The organism is Halobacteriovorax sp. DA5 (genome assembly GCF_002903145.1).
Lineage (GTDB): Bacteria > Bdellovibrionota > Bacteriovoracia > Bacteriovoracales > Bacteriovoracaceae > Halobacteriovorax_A.
On sequence record NZ_PPDJ01000015.1, the window covers coordinates 24,371 to 40,114 of the forward strand.

General features: G+C 36.8%; 12 protein-coding genes. 8 read left to right on the top strand and 4 right to left on the bottom strand.

Features of this window, described 5'->3' with window-relative positions; translation table 11 throughout:
- Positions 1–2: 2 nt before the first annotated feature.
- Positions 3–305: a hypothetical protein gene (locus C0Z22_RS15505; RefSeq protein ID WP_103219274.1), complete on the top strand. Its 303-nt coding sequence runs from the start codon at positions 3–5 to the stop codon at positions 303–305.
- On the opposite strand, the gene meaB is transcribed toward C0Z22_RS15505, so the two are convergent.
- The 3 genes from meaB to C0Z22_RS15520 are packed head-to-tail and all read right to left on the bottom strand — an operon-like array spanning position 291 to position 4,036.
- On the bottom strand, positions 291–1,250 hold the full coding sequence (gene meaB / locus C0Z22_RS15510) for a methylmalonyl Co-A mutase-associated GTPase MeaB (RefSeq protein ID WP_103219275.1): 960 nt from the start codon (positions 1,248–1,250) through the stop codon (positions 291–293). The genes C0Z22_RS15505 and meaB overlap by 15 nt on opposite strands.
- Positions 1,250–3,388, bottom strand: a complete 2,139-nt coding sequence (gene scpA / locus C0Z22_RS15515) for a methylmalonyl-CoA mutase (RefSeq protein WP_103219276.1) — start codon at positions 3,386–3,388, stop codon at positions 1,250–1,252. Before scpA ends, meaB begins: the two co-directional genes overlap by 1 nt.
- Positions 3,389–4,036, bottom strand: a complete 648-nt coding sequence (locus C0Z22_RS15520) for an HAD family phosphatase (RefSeq protein ID WP_103219277.1) — start codon at positions 4,034–4,036, stop codon at positions 3,389–3,391.
- A 91-nt stretch (positions 4,037–4,127) separates the two neighbouring features.
- Here C0Z22_RS15520 and C0Z22_RS15525 point away from each other — a divergent pair, with 91 nt between their 5' ends.
- Positions 4,128–4,658, top strand: a complete 531-nt coding sequence (locus tag C0Z22_RS15525) for a hypothetical protein (protein WP_103219278.1) — start codon at positions 4,128–4,130, stop codon at positions 4,656–4,658.
- On the opposite strand, the gene C0Z22_RS15530 is transcribed toward C0Z22_RS15525, so the two are convergent.
- Complete coding sequence (locus C0Z22_RS15530; protein WP_103219279.1) at positions 4,642–7,227, bottom strand: pitrilysin family protein; 2,586 nt, start codon at positions 7,225–7,227, stop codon at positions 4,642–4,644. The two genes, C0Z22_RS15525 and C0Z22_RS15530, sit on opposite strands and share 17 nt — an antisense overlap.
- A 60-nt stretch (positions 7,228–7,287) precedes the next feature.
- On the opposite strand from C0Z22_RS15530, the gene C0Z22_RS15535 reads away from it, so the two are divergent.
- The 6 genes from C0Z22_RS15535 (at position 7,288) to C0Z22_RS15560 (ending at position 15,727) form a co-directional block, all read left to right on the top strand.
- Positions 7,288–8,388, top strand: a complete 1,101-nt coding sequence (locus C0Z22_RS15535; protein WP_103219280.1) for a coproporphyrinogen-III oxidase family protein — start codon at positions 7,288–7,290, stop codon at positions 8,386–8,388.
- A 107-nt stretch (positions 8,389–8,495) separates the two neighbouring features.
- The gene (gene grpE / locus C0Z22_RS15540; protein WP_103219281.1) at positions 8,496–9,053 is read left to right on the top strand and encodes a nucleotide exchange factor GrpE; all 558 of its coding nucleotides are present in this window, start codon (positions 8,496–8,498) and stop codon (positions 9,051–9,053) included.
- 19 nt (positions 9,054–9,072) lie between these two features.
- Positions 9,073–10,989: a molecular chaperone DnaK gene (gene dnaK / locus C0Z22_RS15545; RefSeq protein ID WP_103219282.1), complete on the top strand. Its 1,917-nt coding sequence runs from the start codon at positions 9,073–9,075 to the stop codon at positions 10,987–10,989.
- 63 nt (positions 10,990–11,052) lie between these two features.
- On the top strand, positions 11,053–12,198 hold the full coding sequence (gene dnaJ, locus C0Z22_RS15550) for a molecular chaperone DnaJ (RefSeq protein WP_103219283.1): 1,146 nt from the start codon (positions 11,053–11,055) through the stop codon (positions 12,196–12,198).
- A 127-nt stretch (positions 12,199–12,325) separates the two neighbouring features.
- Positions 12,326–14,329 carry a penicillin-binding protein activator gene (locus tag C0Z22_RS15555; RefSeq protein WP_103219284.1) on the top strand — a complete coding sequence of 668 codons (2,004 nt, stop codon included), beginning with the start codon at positions 12,326–12,328 and terminating at the stop codon, positions 14,327–14,329.
- A gap of 318 nt (positions 14,330–14,647) precedes the next feature.
- Positions 14,648–15,727, top strand: a complete 1,080-nt coding sequence (locus C0Z22_RS15560) for an AMP nucleosidase (RefSeq protein WP_103219285.1) — start codon at positions 14,648–14,650, stop codon at positions 15,725–15,727.
- Positions 15,728–15,744: the final 17 nt, after the last annotated feature.

Here is a 15,744-nt window from a genome sequence, read left to right on the forward strand (position 1 = left end):
GAATGAAGTTAGTTAAATTGTTTATTATTTCTCTTATTACATCTTTTGCTTTTGCAAATTCGACAAATATAAGCTGCCAGGGTGAAGGCTATTCTTTTAGTGTTCATGAAAATAAGGCCGTCATTAAAACATTAGAATCTACTTATGATGTTTCAGTAAAGCAATCTGGGGCAAACTATACTGGTGTGCTTAAGGCTGAAGGTTATCTTGGTTTTCGATTCATTTTAAAGGGTAAGGAAGGAGAGTTAAAACTTGTTGGCCCTAAAAGTGTAACGAAGAAAATGAAGTGTTCAATTATTAAATAAAATATGAATTAATTTATTTGCAGCACTTAGAGGTGTTTCAACTTCATTTAAGATATTGTCGTTGAGCTTAGTCCATTCAGATTGAAGTGATGGATTAGCTCTAACTCTGTTCTCAAGTAGTTCATTAAATAGTTTCTTAAGCCAATCTTGATTTTGTCTTTTACGTTTTAGTTGAATTTTTTCCTGATTTTCCTGATAAATCTTTTCAATCAAGTCCCAATACTCAGTTACTCCTTTATTCTCTAGGGCCGATGCCATCATAACATTGGCACCAATCTTTCGATCTGTTTTGATTACTCCAAGGGCAGACTTATACTGAACCATTGTATCGTGAGCTTTTTGCTTGTTATCGCCATCTGCTTTGTTGATGACAATATTGTCACATAATTCAATAATTCCTTTTTTAATTCCTTGAAGTTCATCGCCTCCGCCTGGTAGCAGAAGTACTGTGAATAAGTCCACAATATTTGCAACATCGTATTCCGACTGACCAACACCAACAGTTTCGATTAGAACAACATCATAGCCAGCAGCTTCACATGCAAGCATGACCTCTCTAGTCTTTAGTGCGACACCGCCAAGATTACCTGATGATGGTGTAGGGCGAATGAAAGCGTTTTTCTCTTGGGCGAGTTTCTCCATTCGAGTTTTGTCACCAAGTAAACTTCCACCACTTAGTGGAGAACTTGGATCAATTGCTAAGACTGCGACTTTTAGTCCCTTGTTAATTAAGAGAAGTCCCAGGGATTCAATAAATGTAGATTTACCAACCCCAGGCGTTCCAGAAATACCGATACGAATTGATTTTCCAGTTAGAGGAAGAATTTCGTTTAAGAGCTCCTGAGCTTCTTTTTGATGCTCAGCTTTCTTACTTTCGATTAAAGTGATGAATTTAGAAAGTGATCTAATATTTCCACTTTTTAATTTCTGGATATCAATTTGCATTACTTTTGTGCCTCTTTGATTTTTGTAATTACATCTTTTGCGGCTTCAGCAATTGTTGTTCCTGGTCCATAGATTCCCTTAACACCAGCTTCATAAAGGAAGTCATAGTCTTTTCTAGGAATTACTCCACCTGCAACAACGATGATATCTTCTGCATCAAGTTTTTTAAGCTCAGCAATTAGTTCTGGAATTAATGTTTTGTGTCCCGCTGCAAGTGAAGATGCACCAACGACGTGAACATCGTTTTCTACAGCTTGCTTCGCAACTTCTTCCGGAGTTGAGAAAAGCGGAGAAAGGTCAACGTCAAAACCAACATCTGCATATGCTGTTGCTACAACTTTGGCTCCACGGTCATGTCCATCTTGCCCCATCTTTGCAACGAGAATTCTCGGACGACGTCCAAAGTCTCTTTCAAATTGGTCAATTTCGTTTTTAATGCTCATCCATTCCTCATCGCTTTCAAATGATTTACCATAAACACCTGAAACAGTTTTTGTATTTGCATTGTAGCGTCCCCATTCCTTCTCTAGTGCATAAGTGATTTCACCAACACTACAACGCGCTTCCATTGCCTCAACAGCAAGTTCTAAACCATTGCCGTTTCCAGTTTTAGCGTAATATTCAAGCTTTGCCATACATTCACTAACTTTCGCTTCATCACGTGATTCACGAATTTCTTCAAGTCTTTTGATTTGTTCATTAAGAACTTGAACGTTATCGATTTCAAGAACTTCAACGTGATCTTCTTTTGTTGGCTTATACTTGTTTACACCTACGATTACATCTTCACCGCGATCAATACGTGCTTGCTTAAGTGCCGCGGCTTCTTCAATCTTAAGTTTTGGAAGACCTGTCTCAATTGCTTTTGCCATGCCACCAGCTTCCTCAATTTCTTTGATTAAGCTTCGAGCTTTGTCTGCAATCTCTTTCGTCAGAGTTTCCATCATGTATGAACCACCCCATGGATCAACAGTGTTTGTAATTCCTGTTTCTTCCTGAAGGATGATTTGAGTATTTCTTGCAATACGAGCAGAGAATTCAGTTGGAAGTGCAATCGCTTCATCAAAAGAGTTCGTGTGAAGAGATTGTGTACCACCGAATACCGCTGCCATTGCTTCAATTGTAGTACGAATAATATTGTTATATGGATCCTGTTCCGTTAATGACCAACCAGAAGTCTGGCAGTGGGTACGTAGCATTTTCGATTTAATATTTTTCGGCTCATATCTTTCAACAATTTCAGACCATAGAAGTCTTGCCGCGCGAAGCTTTGCAATTTCCATGTAAAAGTTCATTCCAATACCAAAGAAGAATGAGAGTCTTGGCGCGAATTGATCAATCTGCATACCTGCTTTAATTGCAGTGTCGATATATTCTTTTCCATCTGCAAGAGTGTAAGCTAGCTCTAAGGCAGCATCTGCACCTGCTTCTTGAATATGGTAACCAGAAATCGAGATAGAGTTGAACTTCGGCATATTAGTTGAAGTGTATTCAAAAATATCTGCGATAACTTTCATTGAAGGAGCTGGTGGGAATATATAAGTATTTCTTACCATGAACTCTTTTAAGATATCATTTTGAATTGTTCCTGAAAGTTGATCAAGAGATACACCTTGCTCTTTTGCTGCAACAATATATCCTGCTAGAACAGGTAACACAGCACCATTCATTGTCATCGAAACAGATACTTTATCTAATGGGATTCCATCAAAGAGTACTTTCATATCTTCAACTGTATCGATTGCAACACCTGCTTTACCAACATCACCTTTTACACGAGGATGGTCTGAATCGTAACCTCTGTGAGTAGCAAGATCGAATGCAACTGAAACACCTTGTCCACCTGCCGCTAGTGCCTTCTTATAAAAATCATTTGATTCTTTTGCTGTAGAAAATCCAGCATACTGGCGAATCGTCCATGGACGTCCTGTATACATCGTAGCTCTTGGACCTCTGATAAACGGATCCATTCCTGGCATTGTATCAACGAGGTTATTATTTTCTAGATCAGCTTTTGTATAAAGAGATTTAAGTTCAATCCCCTCTGGAGTTTGAGTAACCTTAGGGCCTTTACCTCTTGTTTCTTTGTCAGCTAATTCTTTCCAAGTGTTTAAGTTATCTTTTGAATTATTTGGCATTTATTCTCCTTCAAACCACTTTACAACTACGTGATCAATTCCTGCTCTTTGAGCGGCTTCAATTCCAGTCGGTGAGTCTTCAAAAATTAGACATTCGTGTGTTTGAGCTTTAAAAAAATCCTGTGCCAATAGATATGGTGCAGGATCAGGCTTCGTTTTATCTACTTCTCTTTCTGTAATTATTTTTTCAAAGTAACAGTCTAGTTCACAATGTTTTAAAATTGGATGAGTTACTTCGTATTGACTTGCTGTTACTAGTGCAAGTCGGATATCACTGTCTTTTAAGCGTTTAAGCAGTGAATGAATATTTCTATGTCTTATATTATTTGCATCAGACTGGCCAATAAGCTTAACTAAGGCTTCATTTTTTTTAGTCAAATACTCGTCTAAGTGGTTGAGGCCTAATGCCTCTTGGATCATTGGAAAAACTTCACCATCGGACATGCCATAAGTTTCCTCCATTGATGGAATTTTCTTTCCTTGGCATAAAGATTTTACGACTTCGTAGTGAAGAGGCTCACTATTTAATATTGTTCCATCCATATCAAAGAAGATATAAGGTCTTGTTTTTGCAATGGCCAAGATCTCTTCAATAACAGCTTCGTCTAAAATACTGAAATCACTGAGCTTTTTTCCGATCATATTCATTCCAACTTTATACCATAAAAACCTAGGAATTTGTTTCGTTGTTGTTTTGCGTCATGAGATTAAGTTATAATTTATAGATACGGAGGAGATTGTGAAAAAGCATACGACCAACATTTCTCTTGAACCTTCACTGCAGGCATATTTCTATGACGAACTGCATCGCATAAACCTAAGAAGGCAAAACCCTTTACCACAACTATCTATTTTCTATTCATCATTAGTTATGGATAAGTTTGGTCTTTCCCAGCACTATTTTGAAGAGCAGAAAGATGGAAGATTAAGAGAGAAAACTCTTGGGTTGAAACTACTTCAAGCTGAACATCTTAATGAGCGAGAAAAGAAAAGAGAATTAAGAGATATCGCTGACACAGCTTTATTTTTATGTGGTTATTTCTCAAATTCGGTTAACGAGAAAATTATTGATTTGGGCTACTATTGTGAGGTTGGTAAAACTGCATATCAAAAACTAGATCACTATCAACATACATTCTATGATTCTAGTGGCTTCTTTAAGAATCTCGCTTCGCAGTTTTATGACATCATTAATCTGATGAGTTTACTGCAAAGCGATTGCAACTTAAATGAAGAGCAGTATCTACTCTTTACTAAGGATGTATCGTAGTTGGGATACCATTATTAAGTGATTTCCCAACTGTAATTGTGATCCAATTTTGTTTTAATACTTTTTTGATAATTTTTTGGAAATCTTCATATTTAAAATTTCTAATTTCTTCATTTGATTTATAGAAGTAATCAACACCAAGGCCATGTAATGCAGGAACAGAGTAAACATTTGCATAGTCGTCATTTACTTGAAGGTTAAGTTGATTTTGACCATCAATCATCATTTTAATGCGATCAAAATCAGATTTAGAGAGACCTTCTTTTTGTAACTTAGATAAAATAGCATTGATAGCGTTAATTGCTTCAACTGTTTTATCATGGCCACTTGCCATGTAAATTCCCCAATATCCTGCTTCTAGAGCATTCATATGAATCGGTTGAGCAACGTAACATAATCCTTTGCGATCTCTAACATCAACAAATAACTCAGAAGATTGACCAGATAAATGAGTTGTTAACATTTTGAAAACAACATTTTCTTTGGCCGTAAGTTTCTTTGTTTGAGTAGCAATTAGAATTTGTGTTTGTTCGCGATCAAAATCGATATGTGTTTCAACTGTTTTAATAGGAACAACTTTTTTTGCTTCTTTCTTCTTATCTTTTCTAGGTTTTAAATCTTTAAAGTAAAATTCAACTTTCTCTTTAACTTCATCTAAAGAAAGATCACCACAAAAAGTGATAAGCATTTCTTTTGTTCTTAAGTTTTTCTCATGAACTTTCGCTAGATCTTCTTTCTTTAGCGCTTTAACAGATTTTTCTGTTCCAATAGTTGAAAGGGCATATGAATGTCCTTTAAATAGTAAGTTAGTAGCTTCATTAAAGCAGTGCCTTGTCGGGTCCGCTTTATTCGCTTCAATAGTTCTAAAGATTAACTTCTTTTCATGCGCAATAAACTTTGCTTGAAAAGTAGGGTGAATTAGTGACTTGAAAAAGTGCTTAGATAGGTCTGAAAAGTATTCACTTTGACCATGCATCGTCATTCCGTATGCATTCTTTCCAGAGAAGCTGTTAAACATCGTTGATTTATTATCAAGATCTAATTTTAGCTTTTCGTAGCTTAGACCTTTATAGCCTTTTGTAAGTTGTGAACTCATTAGGCTGTATAATCCGTTTGTCTTTATTGTTTCATCAACTAGGCCACCTTTGAGGTAAGCATGCATGACAAACGTAGGTGTAATTGCATTATAACGATAAAGAAGTTTAATTCCTGGCTTGATTTCAACAATTTGAGTTGCTGGATCATGCTTAGACTTAGTGGCCTTAATGGCTTGCTCTTTCGTATTCTTTTTAAGTTTCGCAATTTTATTCTTAAACTCCACAAGTTTTGGTTTGAACTCTTGCGGCTTTAATTCATTTGGAATTTGAAGGCTTAGATGAAGTGAGCGTCCAAAAATATCAGAGTACTTCTTATTTACTTCTTTCAGACTAGTCTTTTTAATCTTGTTGATAAATTCTTGCTCGATCTCAAGATCCTTTGCTCCAGCGTAACTACTACCTAGAGAAAAAGCATAAGATTCAAGAGATTCTTTTTCATAGATTTTAGCTGCTACATATTGGTTTTTGATCTTTTTAATATCATTTTCTTTAAGTCCAACAGTAGTCGCTTCTGTTATCGTTTTTTCTAGCTCATGCATGACTTTTTGATAATTCTCTTTTGGGAAGTTGATTCTTAAAAAGTGAATACCACCGTCAGCAAAGAACATTGAAGAAGATGTACAATTATTTGCTATCGTATTATTTAAAACAAGATTTTTATAAAGAGGTGACGTCTCTCCATAACCTAGAGCATTGTAGGCGAGGTCTTCACCTGCTGCACTGTCTGATTTCATCGGTGGACATTCGATGGCCATTGTTAATTGGCACATACGTACGTCTTTTTTATGAATCTCAATCGTTGATTTTTTGTGAAGAGAAAATGAAGGTCTTTCAGATCGTTTACCTTTTGGTAGTTCATAACCTTCAATTGTCTTTATGTATTTCTTTTTTTCTTTTAAGTCACCTGCAACAACTAAGAATGCGTTAGCATTATTATAGTGATTGTTTCTAAAATCAATTAACTGATTACGTGTGAAGTTTTTAATTGTTTTTTCATTTCCAAGGATCGGGTGAGCGTAACCACCGTTAAAAGACATTTCTTGAATTCTTTGAAATGAGTATTGGCCTGGGTTATCTTGGCTTCTACGATATTCTTCAAAAACCACTTCTCTTTCAGGCACTAGATCTTCTTGTTTAAACATTGGGTTAGATACCATATCCATAATGATATCAATTGATGTATTAAAGTAGGCGATGGGTGAATTTATATAATAGCAAGTGTAATCAAAAGAAGTGAATGCGTTTACTTCGCCTCCAAATGACTCTACATCGTGAGCAATCTTGGCCCCTGGTCTTTTTTGTGTTCCTTTAAAAAACATGTGCTCAAGAAAGTGTGCAATTCCAAAGTTAGACTCATCTTCTAGAGTTGAGCCTGCTCTGAACCATATCTGTACAGATGCACTTGTATTTCCTGGAACATCAACAAAAATGACTTCCAAACCATTATTTAACTTTTCTATTTCATATTTCATTTACATTGCCTTTTAATTTTAGGTATTTGTTAATTATAGTCTGGGTTACAAAAAAATAATATGGAAGAAATAAAGTCGTTATATATCCATTTCCCGTTCTGTCGTCATCTTTGTAACTATTGTGACTTTTTTAAGTCAATTAAAGAAAACGACGGACAGCTCGATGATTTCGAAAGGCTCTTTGCAGATATGTCTGCAAAGCACAGTGCTATTCTAGATAGTCATAGGGCCACTCTTAAGGAGCTAGAGACTCTCTATATTGGTGGAGGAACACCGAGTTTATGGGGCAGCCGAGGTGCATATTTCTTAAGGGATTGGTTAAGAGACAATAATATTTCTTTGAAAGAGGATTGTGAGTTTACTCTTGAAGTAAATCCAGGGGCCTGGACTGAAGAGACATTAAGTAGTTGGAGAAGTATCGGAGCGAATCGCTACTCTTTAGGCGTCCAATCATTAAACCCAAATTTTCTTAAGATCATTGACCGCGTCCACAATATTGATGATGTCCATGAAACATTAAAGTATTTTAATAAAGGTAATTATAATTTCTCTGTAGACTTTATGATTGGTCTACCTTTTTCTCAGAAGTATAATCGTGATATTATTGCTGAGCTAACTGAGATTCTTACTTATAATCCAAGTCATATTAGTCTTTATATCCTAACTGTTCCGAAACATTATAAGCACTACGATGAGTTACCGGATGAAGAGTGGATAAGTGATGAATATATTAAAGTTGCTAACTTCCTTGCTATAAATGGCTTCAGGCACTATGAAGTTTCAAATTTTGCTAAAGAGAACAAGGCTTCAATTCATAATCTTAATTACTGGAGAATGGAGTCCGTTGCAGCAATAGGCCCTTCTGCCACTGGTTACCTTAAAAACAATCGCTATCGCTACAAGTGGAAGACCAAGGGTGCGGATGTCGTTGAAGAAAATTTAAGTGAAGATGAGTTTCAAATTGAGAGACTCTATATGAATCTTCGATCTAGCGTTGGATTTCCGATTAAAGATTCTTATTGGGGTGACTTGAGCGAGCTGGTTCAATCTTTGAAATCACGTGGATTAGCGATGGCCGGACGTGATCACTTTTATTTAACGTCCCGCGGCTTTCTTATCTTAGATACAATAATAGATGAAATCTTTAAAATTTCTAAGTAGTTTCAGGTACTTATAAAACAATTCGAAAAAAAATTATTGCTCAACGTTGACACTGGGCCAAAGGCTACCATCTTTAGGTTAGAGATAAATTTAAAGAGGTAGTTGTAATGTCTGAAACTCACGTTAATGAAGAAAATGAAAAAGAATTAGGACCTGAGACTAATGAAGAAACTCAGGAAGCTTCTCAAGTTGAAGAAATTGAAACTGAAAATGAAGTTTCTGAAGAAATGAAAGAGCTAATGGAATTTAAGGATAAATTTTATTACGTAGCGGCTGAGATGGAAAATCTAAAAAGACGCCACGAGAAACAACTACAGGATCAAATTAAATTTGGAACTGAGAAAGTAATGATGGGTCTTTTAGATGTTGTTGATAACCTAGAAAGAACCCTTCAAGCGATTTCAAGTGACGAAGATGAAAAGGTTAAAAATATTTACACAGGTGTAGATATGGTTAAAAACCAGTTCCTTGAAACACTTAAGACGAATGGTTTAGAAAAAATTGAAACAGAAGGTAAGATTTTCGATCCACACTTTCACGAAGCAATGGCACAAATGCCAGCAGAAGGAAAAGAGGATCAAGAGATCGTACAAACATATCAAAATGGTTACTCACTAAATGGTAGAGTGATTAGAGCAGCAAAAGTAGTAGTAGCAAAAAACTAATTATATAAAGGAGATTATAATGGGAAAAATTATTGGAATCGACTTAGGTACAACTAACTCATGTGTTTCTGTTCTTGAGAACGGAAAATACAAAATCGTAGCAAACGCAGAAGGACACAATACAACTCCATCTGTTATTGGTTTTGCAAACAACGGTGAAACTCTGGTTGGCCAAGTTGCAAAAAGACAAGCTGTAACTAACCCTTCAAAGACACTTTACGGGATCAAAAGACTTATTGGTCGTAAATTTGATACTCCAGAAGCAAAGTCATTCGCTGACGTAGCTCCATTTGAAATTTATGCAAATGATAATGGTGATGCATGGGTAAAAGTAGACGGTAAAGCAATGTCTCCTCAAGAAATTTCTGCGAAGGTTCTTCAAAAACTGAAGAAAGCGGCAGAAGATTACTTAGGTGAGACAGTGACAGAAGCTGTAATTACAGTTCCAGCATATTTTAACGACTCTCAAAGACAAGCAACTAAAGATGCAGGTAAAATTGCTGGGCTTGAAGTAAAAAGAATTATCAACGAGCCAACTGCTGCAGCACTTGCTTACGGACTAGAATCTAAGCAAGATAAAAACATTGCAGTATTTGACCTTGGTGGTGGTACTTTCGATATCTCAATTCTAGAGATTACTTCAGACGGTGTATTCGAAGTAAAAGCAACTAATGGTGATACATTCCTTGGTGGTGAAAACTTTGATGAAAATATCATTAACTTTCTAGCTGATGAATTTTTAAAGTCAGACGGAATTGATTTAAGAAAAGACCAAATGGCACTTCAAAGATTAAAAGAAGCTGCTGAAAAAGCTAAGCATGAGCTATCGAACGTTAACTCAACAGATGTTAACCTTCCATTTATCACTGCAGATGCTTCTGGTCCAAAACACTTAAACGTAAACTTATCAAGAGCTAAGTTTGAGGCTTTAATTGCTGACCACTTAACTGCTCTTGCTAAGCCATGTTTAACTTGTCTTGAAGACTCTGGTCTTGAGAAGAGTGAAATTGATGAGGTAATCCTTGTTGGTGGTTCGACTCGTATTCCAGCTGTTCAAGAAAGAGTAAAAGAAATCTTTGGTAAAGAAGCTTCAAAAGGTGTTAACCCTGATGAAGTTGTAGCTGCAGGTGCTGCTATCCAAGGTGGTGTACTAGCTGGTGACGTAAAAGACGTACTACTACTAGACGTAACTCCACTAACTCTAGGGATTGAGACTCTGGGTGGTGTAATGACTCCACTTATTGAGAAGAACACGACTATTCCTTCGAAGAAGTCACAAACTTTCTCAACTGCTGTAGACAACCAACCAGCTGTTACAATTCACGTATGCCAAGGTGAGCGTGAATTTGCTAAAGATAATAAGTCACTAGGACGTTTTGACCTAAGTGGAATTGCACCAGCTCCAAGAGGTGTTCCACAGATCGAAGTTACTTTTGATATTGATGCTAACGGTATTGTTCACGTTTCTGCTGTAGACAAAGCTACTGGTAAATCTCAAGAGATTAAGATTACTGCTGGTTCAGGTCTTTCAGATGAAGAAATTGAAAGAATGGTACAAGAAGCTGAAGCTAATAAAGAAGCTGATAAGAAAGCACGTGAGATCGTTGATACAAGAAACAATCTAGATGCACTTATCTTAAGCTGTGAAAAAATGATCAAAGACAGTGCTGATAAAATCTCTGAAGACGATAAGTCTAAGTTAGAAGCAGCAATTAATGAAGCTAAAGGCAAGCTTCAGTCTGAGAATCTTGATGAGTTAAAAGCAGCTCAGGAAGCTCTAACTAATGCTTCTCATGCAATTGCTCAACAAATGTATCAACAGCCAGGTGCTGAAGCAGGTGCACAGCAAGCTGGACCAGAAGGTGATGCAGGAGCAAACGCTGGTGCGAACAAGCAAGACGACGATGTTGTTGATGCTGACTTTAAAGAAGTTTAATTAGAAATATAGAATTAAAGGGAGCCCTGTGCTCCCTTTGTTCGTTAATAGAGAATTTTAAATATGAGTGATAAAAGAGATTATTACGATATTCTAGGCGTAGCAAAAGGTGCTGATAAGGCTGAAATTAAAAAAGCTTATCGTAAGATGGCCATGAAATATCACCCTGACCGCAACCCTGATAACAAAGAAGCGGAAGCAAAATTTAAAGAAGCTTCTGAAGCTGCAGAAGTTTTACTAGATGATGGAAAACGTCAGCGTTATGACCAATTTGGACATGCTGGGGTAAACGGTCAAGCTGGTGGCTTTGGCGGTGGTGGTTTCCAAGGTGGATTTGGTGACTTTGGCGATCTAGGAGATATCTTTGGTGATATTTTCGGTGACATGATGGGTGGCGGAGGACGCGGCCGTCGTGGTGGAAGACGTCGTTCTGGAATTCCTGGAAATGACCTTCAAATGACGGTAAGTGTGACATTCGAGGAAGCAGCATTTGGCGCCAAAAAGAAAGTCTCTATCAATAAAGAAACTACTTGTGAAACTTGTTCAGGCTCAGGTGCAAAAGCAGGATCTGAACCGACTACATGTGATATGTGTCACGGGGCAGGTGAAGTTCGTCGTCAACAAGGATTCTTCACTGTTGCTTCGACTTGTCCAAAATGTCAGGGTTCTGGAACAATGATCAAAGATCCTTGTGGAACTTGTCACGGACAAGGACGTAAGAAGAAGAAAGTTGAACTAGAGGTTACAATCCCTGCTGGTATCGACCATGGTCAGCGTCTAAAGCTTTCTGGGGAAGGTGATGCTGGTGCTCAAGGTGGACCAAATGGTGATCTTTATATAGTTGTTGATGTAAAAGAACATGAAATCTTTAAACGTGAAGGTTTTAATGTTCACTACACTGTACCAATCAGCTTCTCTCAAGCAGCTTTAGGTGCTGAAGTTGAAGTACCAACACTTGATGGAAAAGTTGTTGTTGATCTTCCTGCTGGCACTCAATCTGGTAAGAAGATGCGACTAAAAGGTAAGGGAATTCAAAAACTTGGTGGTTATGGCCAAGGAGATGCAATTCTTACTGTACATGTTGAGACACCAACTAAGCTTTCGAAAGAGCACAAGGAATTACTTGAGCAACTTGCTAAGCTAGAAGGTAAGCAGTGTCATCCAATGAGTACTGGTTTCATCGATAAAGTTAAAGAATTATTTAGCTAATTCTAATATATACAGGGGAGACTGAGTGAATTAGTCTCCCATGTTTATAAAATCCTAATATTTCTCCTGTTTTCATCTATCTATATTTCAAATAAAATAGACCATACAAAATTAAAAAAGGTCGACTATGTTTAAGTATATTTCTCTAATTTTAATCACACTACTTGTGAGTTGCGGTGGTATCCAAATGATCAACCGAGACACTTCACATCTTTATACAGAAAAGTTTTTAAAAGATTTTGATGTTGCAAAGAAGAGTTTCGTTGATGGGAATAAGGAATTAGCGCTAGGACAACTTAATGCAATTCAAGATGCAAAGTTAAGGCCGGCGGAACTTGCAACAAAAACAAATCTGATTGGTGTAATTAATTATTCAAATCAAAACTATGAACAAGCTATATTTCAATTTAATCTTGCTTTAAATAGTTCAGGAGAAGATGGGCAACTTAATGCTCAAATTAAGTTAAATCTAGCAAGCAGTTACTATAAGTTAGGAGATCTAGAAAATACATTCAAAACTCTTGATGGGACTGACTCAAGATGGCTTCTTAATCGTGATTTAGAAAATTTTCATAAATTACGTTATCGCGTTTCAAAGGAGCTTGATTTTCAAGCAGTAGCACTCGATTCTCTACTTTGGCTAAATTCTGGTGCCAATACTGTGGATGAATTAAAAGAGAAAAAATTCTATGGTCAACTTGTTACACAATACTTCATCGTGGATCAAGCTGAGCGAGTGCGTTTAGTTCAGGACTTTAAACAAGGAAAAGATTTTGTTTGTGCTTATCTTTCTTATTTAGAAATTGAGCAACTTATCAATCAAGGAAATAAGGGAAAGGCACAAGAAGTTGGAGACTGGGTTAAGTCTAACTACAATATGTTTCCTGAAGTCATTGCTCTTGTAATGGCACGTTTTGAAAACCTTAAGAAATATAGCAAAATTAACCTTCGCTCAATTGGTGTTGTTCTTCCTCTTACTGGTGATAAAAGTAAATTTGGTAAAAGAGCACTTGCAGGTATCGATCACGCTGTTAGAAAGTATAACGAACAGAATGCTAAGAAACCAAATTTTCAACCTATTCAAATTAAAATCTTTGATAGTATGGGAAGTGCAATTGTAGGTAAGGAAAAGGTTCGTGAGATGATTGAAAGAGAGAATTCTTCAATTATTATCGGTGGACTTTTAAAAGATGAAGCTAAAGCAGAATATGAAGCTGCGAGAAAGTATGGTGCATTCTTTATTTCTCTTTCTCAAATCTATGCGAGTAAAGATGATAAAGGCCACCTTCTAATTGAAGTTCCTGGTTCAGTAGAATCACAAGTTTCTTTATTATTCTCTGAAAAGTACTTATCAAAATTTGGTAACAAAGTATCTATCATTTATCCAAATACAGATACTGGTTATTCATATGTTGATTCGGCATGGAAGATGGCCGAAAAAGCAGGTGCTGAAATTGTTAGTATTCAATCATTTGATACTAATCAGACTGACCACAGATCAACAGTAGCAAAAATTCTTGGTCTATACTTTACACGTGAAAGACAAGAGGAGTTTGAACTTCTAAAGTCTGTTCATAAATTAGAAGGCAATACATCAATTAGACGAGTACAAACACTTGGTCCAATTGTGGACTTCGATTGGGTTCTACTTCCAGCGGCACCAAATGATGCTCTACAGTTAATCCCATCTTTTAATTACTATGATGCATTTAATGTAACTTTAGTTGGTGGACCTAATTGGCGCTCTAGAAGAATTTCTAGAGAAACTTCTAAGCTTGGAAAACTATTCTTTGTCGACTCAGAAGTACCAAAAGGTGATTCTGGATTTGTATCAAGTTATCAGTCACGCTATGGCCAACGTCCAGGTGTTGTTGAAATTCTTGGTTTTGAAGGTATGGCACTAGCAGCGAATGTTCTATCGTTAGGTGATTTTACAAGCCGCGATGAACTGGAGAAAACGTTAGTTGATGCTAAGAAAGTTGCTGGTATTACTGGTTCTTGGAGATTAGAAGACGACGTGTGGATGAAGGACATGAATCTCATGAGCTTATACCGTGGTCGCTTAAATAAAGTGAATTTGACTAGTGAAAAACCGAATGAAAAATCAGTTGAAGAGGAAGTAAGTAACTGACGCTTAAGCGCCAGTTATATTACTTCTTAGCAGCGTTGATTCTGCGTAAAATTCTTGCTTTTTTCTTAAGTTGAGCTTTTCTCTTACTCATTTTAGCAATAGTTTTCTTTCTACCTGCACCCATAATCTTTCCTTTTGCGTAGTGTTAGAAAATAGTCTCGTTATACTAGAAAAAAATATCGAATTTGACAAGGGCCAAGTCATATTTATAGGTATGCGCGGTGTTTAATCTGTTATTAATGGTTGTCAATAAAATGAGCTAAATGGTACATTTTACATATATAAGCAAACGGATTGCTAATCAAAAGGTATAATGGAATGTGCGCTGCAAAGAAAAAAGTAGCAGCTAAGAAGAAAGCTGCGAGCAAAACGACGAAAAAAATTACAAAAAAAGTAACTAAAAAGAAGGCCAGCAAGAAAGCTGCAAAGCAGTCAGTGAAGAAAGTTGCAAAGAAAGCGACAAAGAAAAATTCTTTACGTAAGACAAGCTCGGCTTCTCATGCAAGCTTATCAACTGCATTTGTTGATGAACTTTCACTAAATAATAAATCTAAATCTCCAGAGCTAGGTGCTAACCTTGAAATGAAAAAGGCTGCTTTAAGAGCACGCCGTATTCACTGGAATGAAGATAAGCGCAAGATTGCAATTGATATGATTGAGCGCTACACGGGTCACGACTTTAGGGACTTCCAACAACAAATTATTCTTACTAACTTCCATTACTATGTTGAGAGATTCAACGCATTATTAGATGACCATGTTTATACTCAAGGTTCAGCTTTTAAAGCTTCAAGTTCTAAGAAAGCAAAAGTAACGATTATTGAGTTTGGTGTTGGTGCTGCCATGGCCGCGCTTATCGGTGAGCTAATTTCAGTAATTCATCCTAAAGCAGTACTATTCTTAGGTCTTGCAGGTGCTGTTCATCCATCGCTAAAAGTGGGTGACTTCGTTCTTCCTATCGCTTCAATTAGAGCAGAAGGTGTTACTGAGCACTTTCTTCCTAGGGAAGTTCCTGCCCTTCCAACATTTAAAGTACAAAAATTTGTTTCTCAAATATTATTAGAGCATGGGCATGATTACCGTACTGGAACGATCCACTCTACAGATTACCGATTCTGGGAATTTGATGATCGTTTTAAAGAGCGCTTAATCGAACAAAGGGTACTTGCAGTTGAAATGGAAACAGCGGCACTTTTTGTTTCTTGCTTTGTGAGTAAGGTAAATATCGGAGCATTACTATTGATCTCTGATTGTCCAATGACTAAGGATGGTATTAAAACGAAGAAGTCTGCAAAGTCTGTCTTCAAAAAATATACAGATATTCACATCGAATTAGGGATTGAAGCTATGGCAGACATTGCTGAGCGTGGTGAGAATATCAGACACTATCATTGGTAAAATTTTATAAAGGAATA

Coding starts and splice junctions, on each gene's coding strand:
- C0Z22_RS15505 (WP_103219274.1), top strand. CDS start 3: ATGAAGTTAGTTAAATTGTTTATTATTTCTCTTATTACATCTTTTGCT.
- meaB (WP_103219275.1), bottom strand. CDS start 1,250: ATGCAAATTGATATCCAGAAATTAAAAAGTGGAAATATTAGATCACTT.
- scpA (WP_103219276.1), bottom strand. CDS start 3,388: ATGCCAAATAATTCAAAAGATAACTTAAACACTTGGAAAGAATTAGCT.
- C0Z22_RS15520 (WP_103219277.1), bottom strand. CDS start 4,036: ATGAATATGATCGGAAAAAAGCTCAGTGATTTCAGTATTTTAGACGAA.
- C0Z22_RS15530 (WP_103219279.1), bottom strand. CDS start 7,227: ATGAAATATGAAATAGAAAAGTTAAATAATGGTTTGGAAGTCATTTTT.
- C0Z22_RS15535 (WP_103219280.1), top strand. CDS start 7,288: ATGGAAGAAATAAAGTCGTTATATATCCATTTCCCGTTCTGTCGTCAT.
- grpE (WP_103219281.1), top strand. CDS start 8,496: ATGTCTGAAACTCACGTTAATGAAGAAAATGAAAAAGAATTAGGACCT.
- dnaK (WP_103219282.1), top strand. CDS start 9,073: ATGGGAAAAATTATTGGAATCGACTTAGGTACAACTAACTCATGTGTT.
- dnaJ (WP_103219283.1), top strand. CDS start 11,053: ATGAGTGATAAAAGAGATTATTACGATATTCTAGGCGTAGCAAAAGGT.
- C0Z22_RS15555 (WP_103219284.1), top strand. CDS start 12,326: ATGTTTAAGTATATTTCTCTAATTTTAATCACACTACTTGTGAGTTGC.
- C0Z22_RS15560 (WP_103219285.1), top strand. CDS start 14,648: ATGTGCGCTGCAAAGAAAAAAGTAGCAGCTAAGAAGAAAGCTGCGAGC.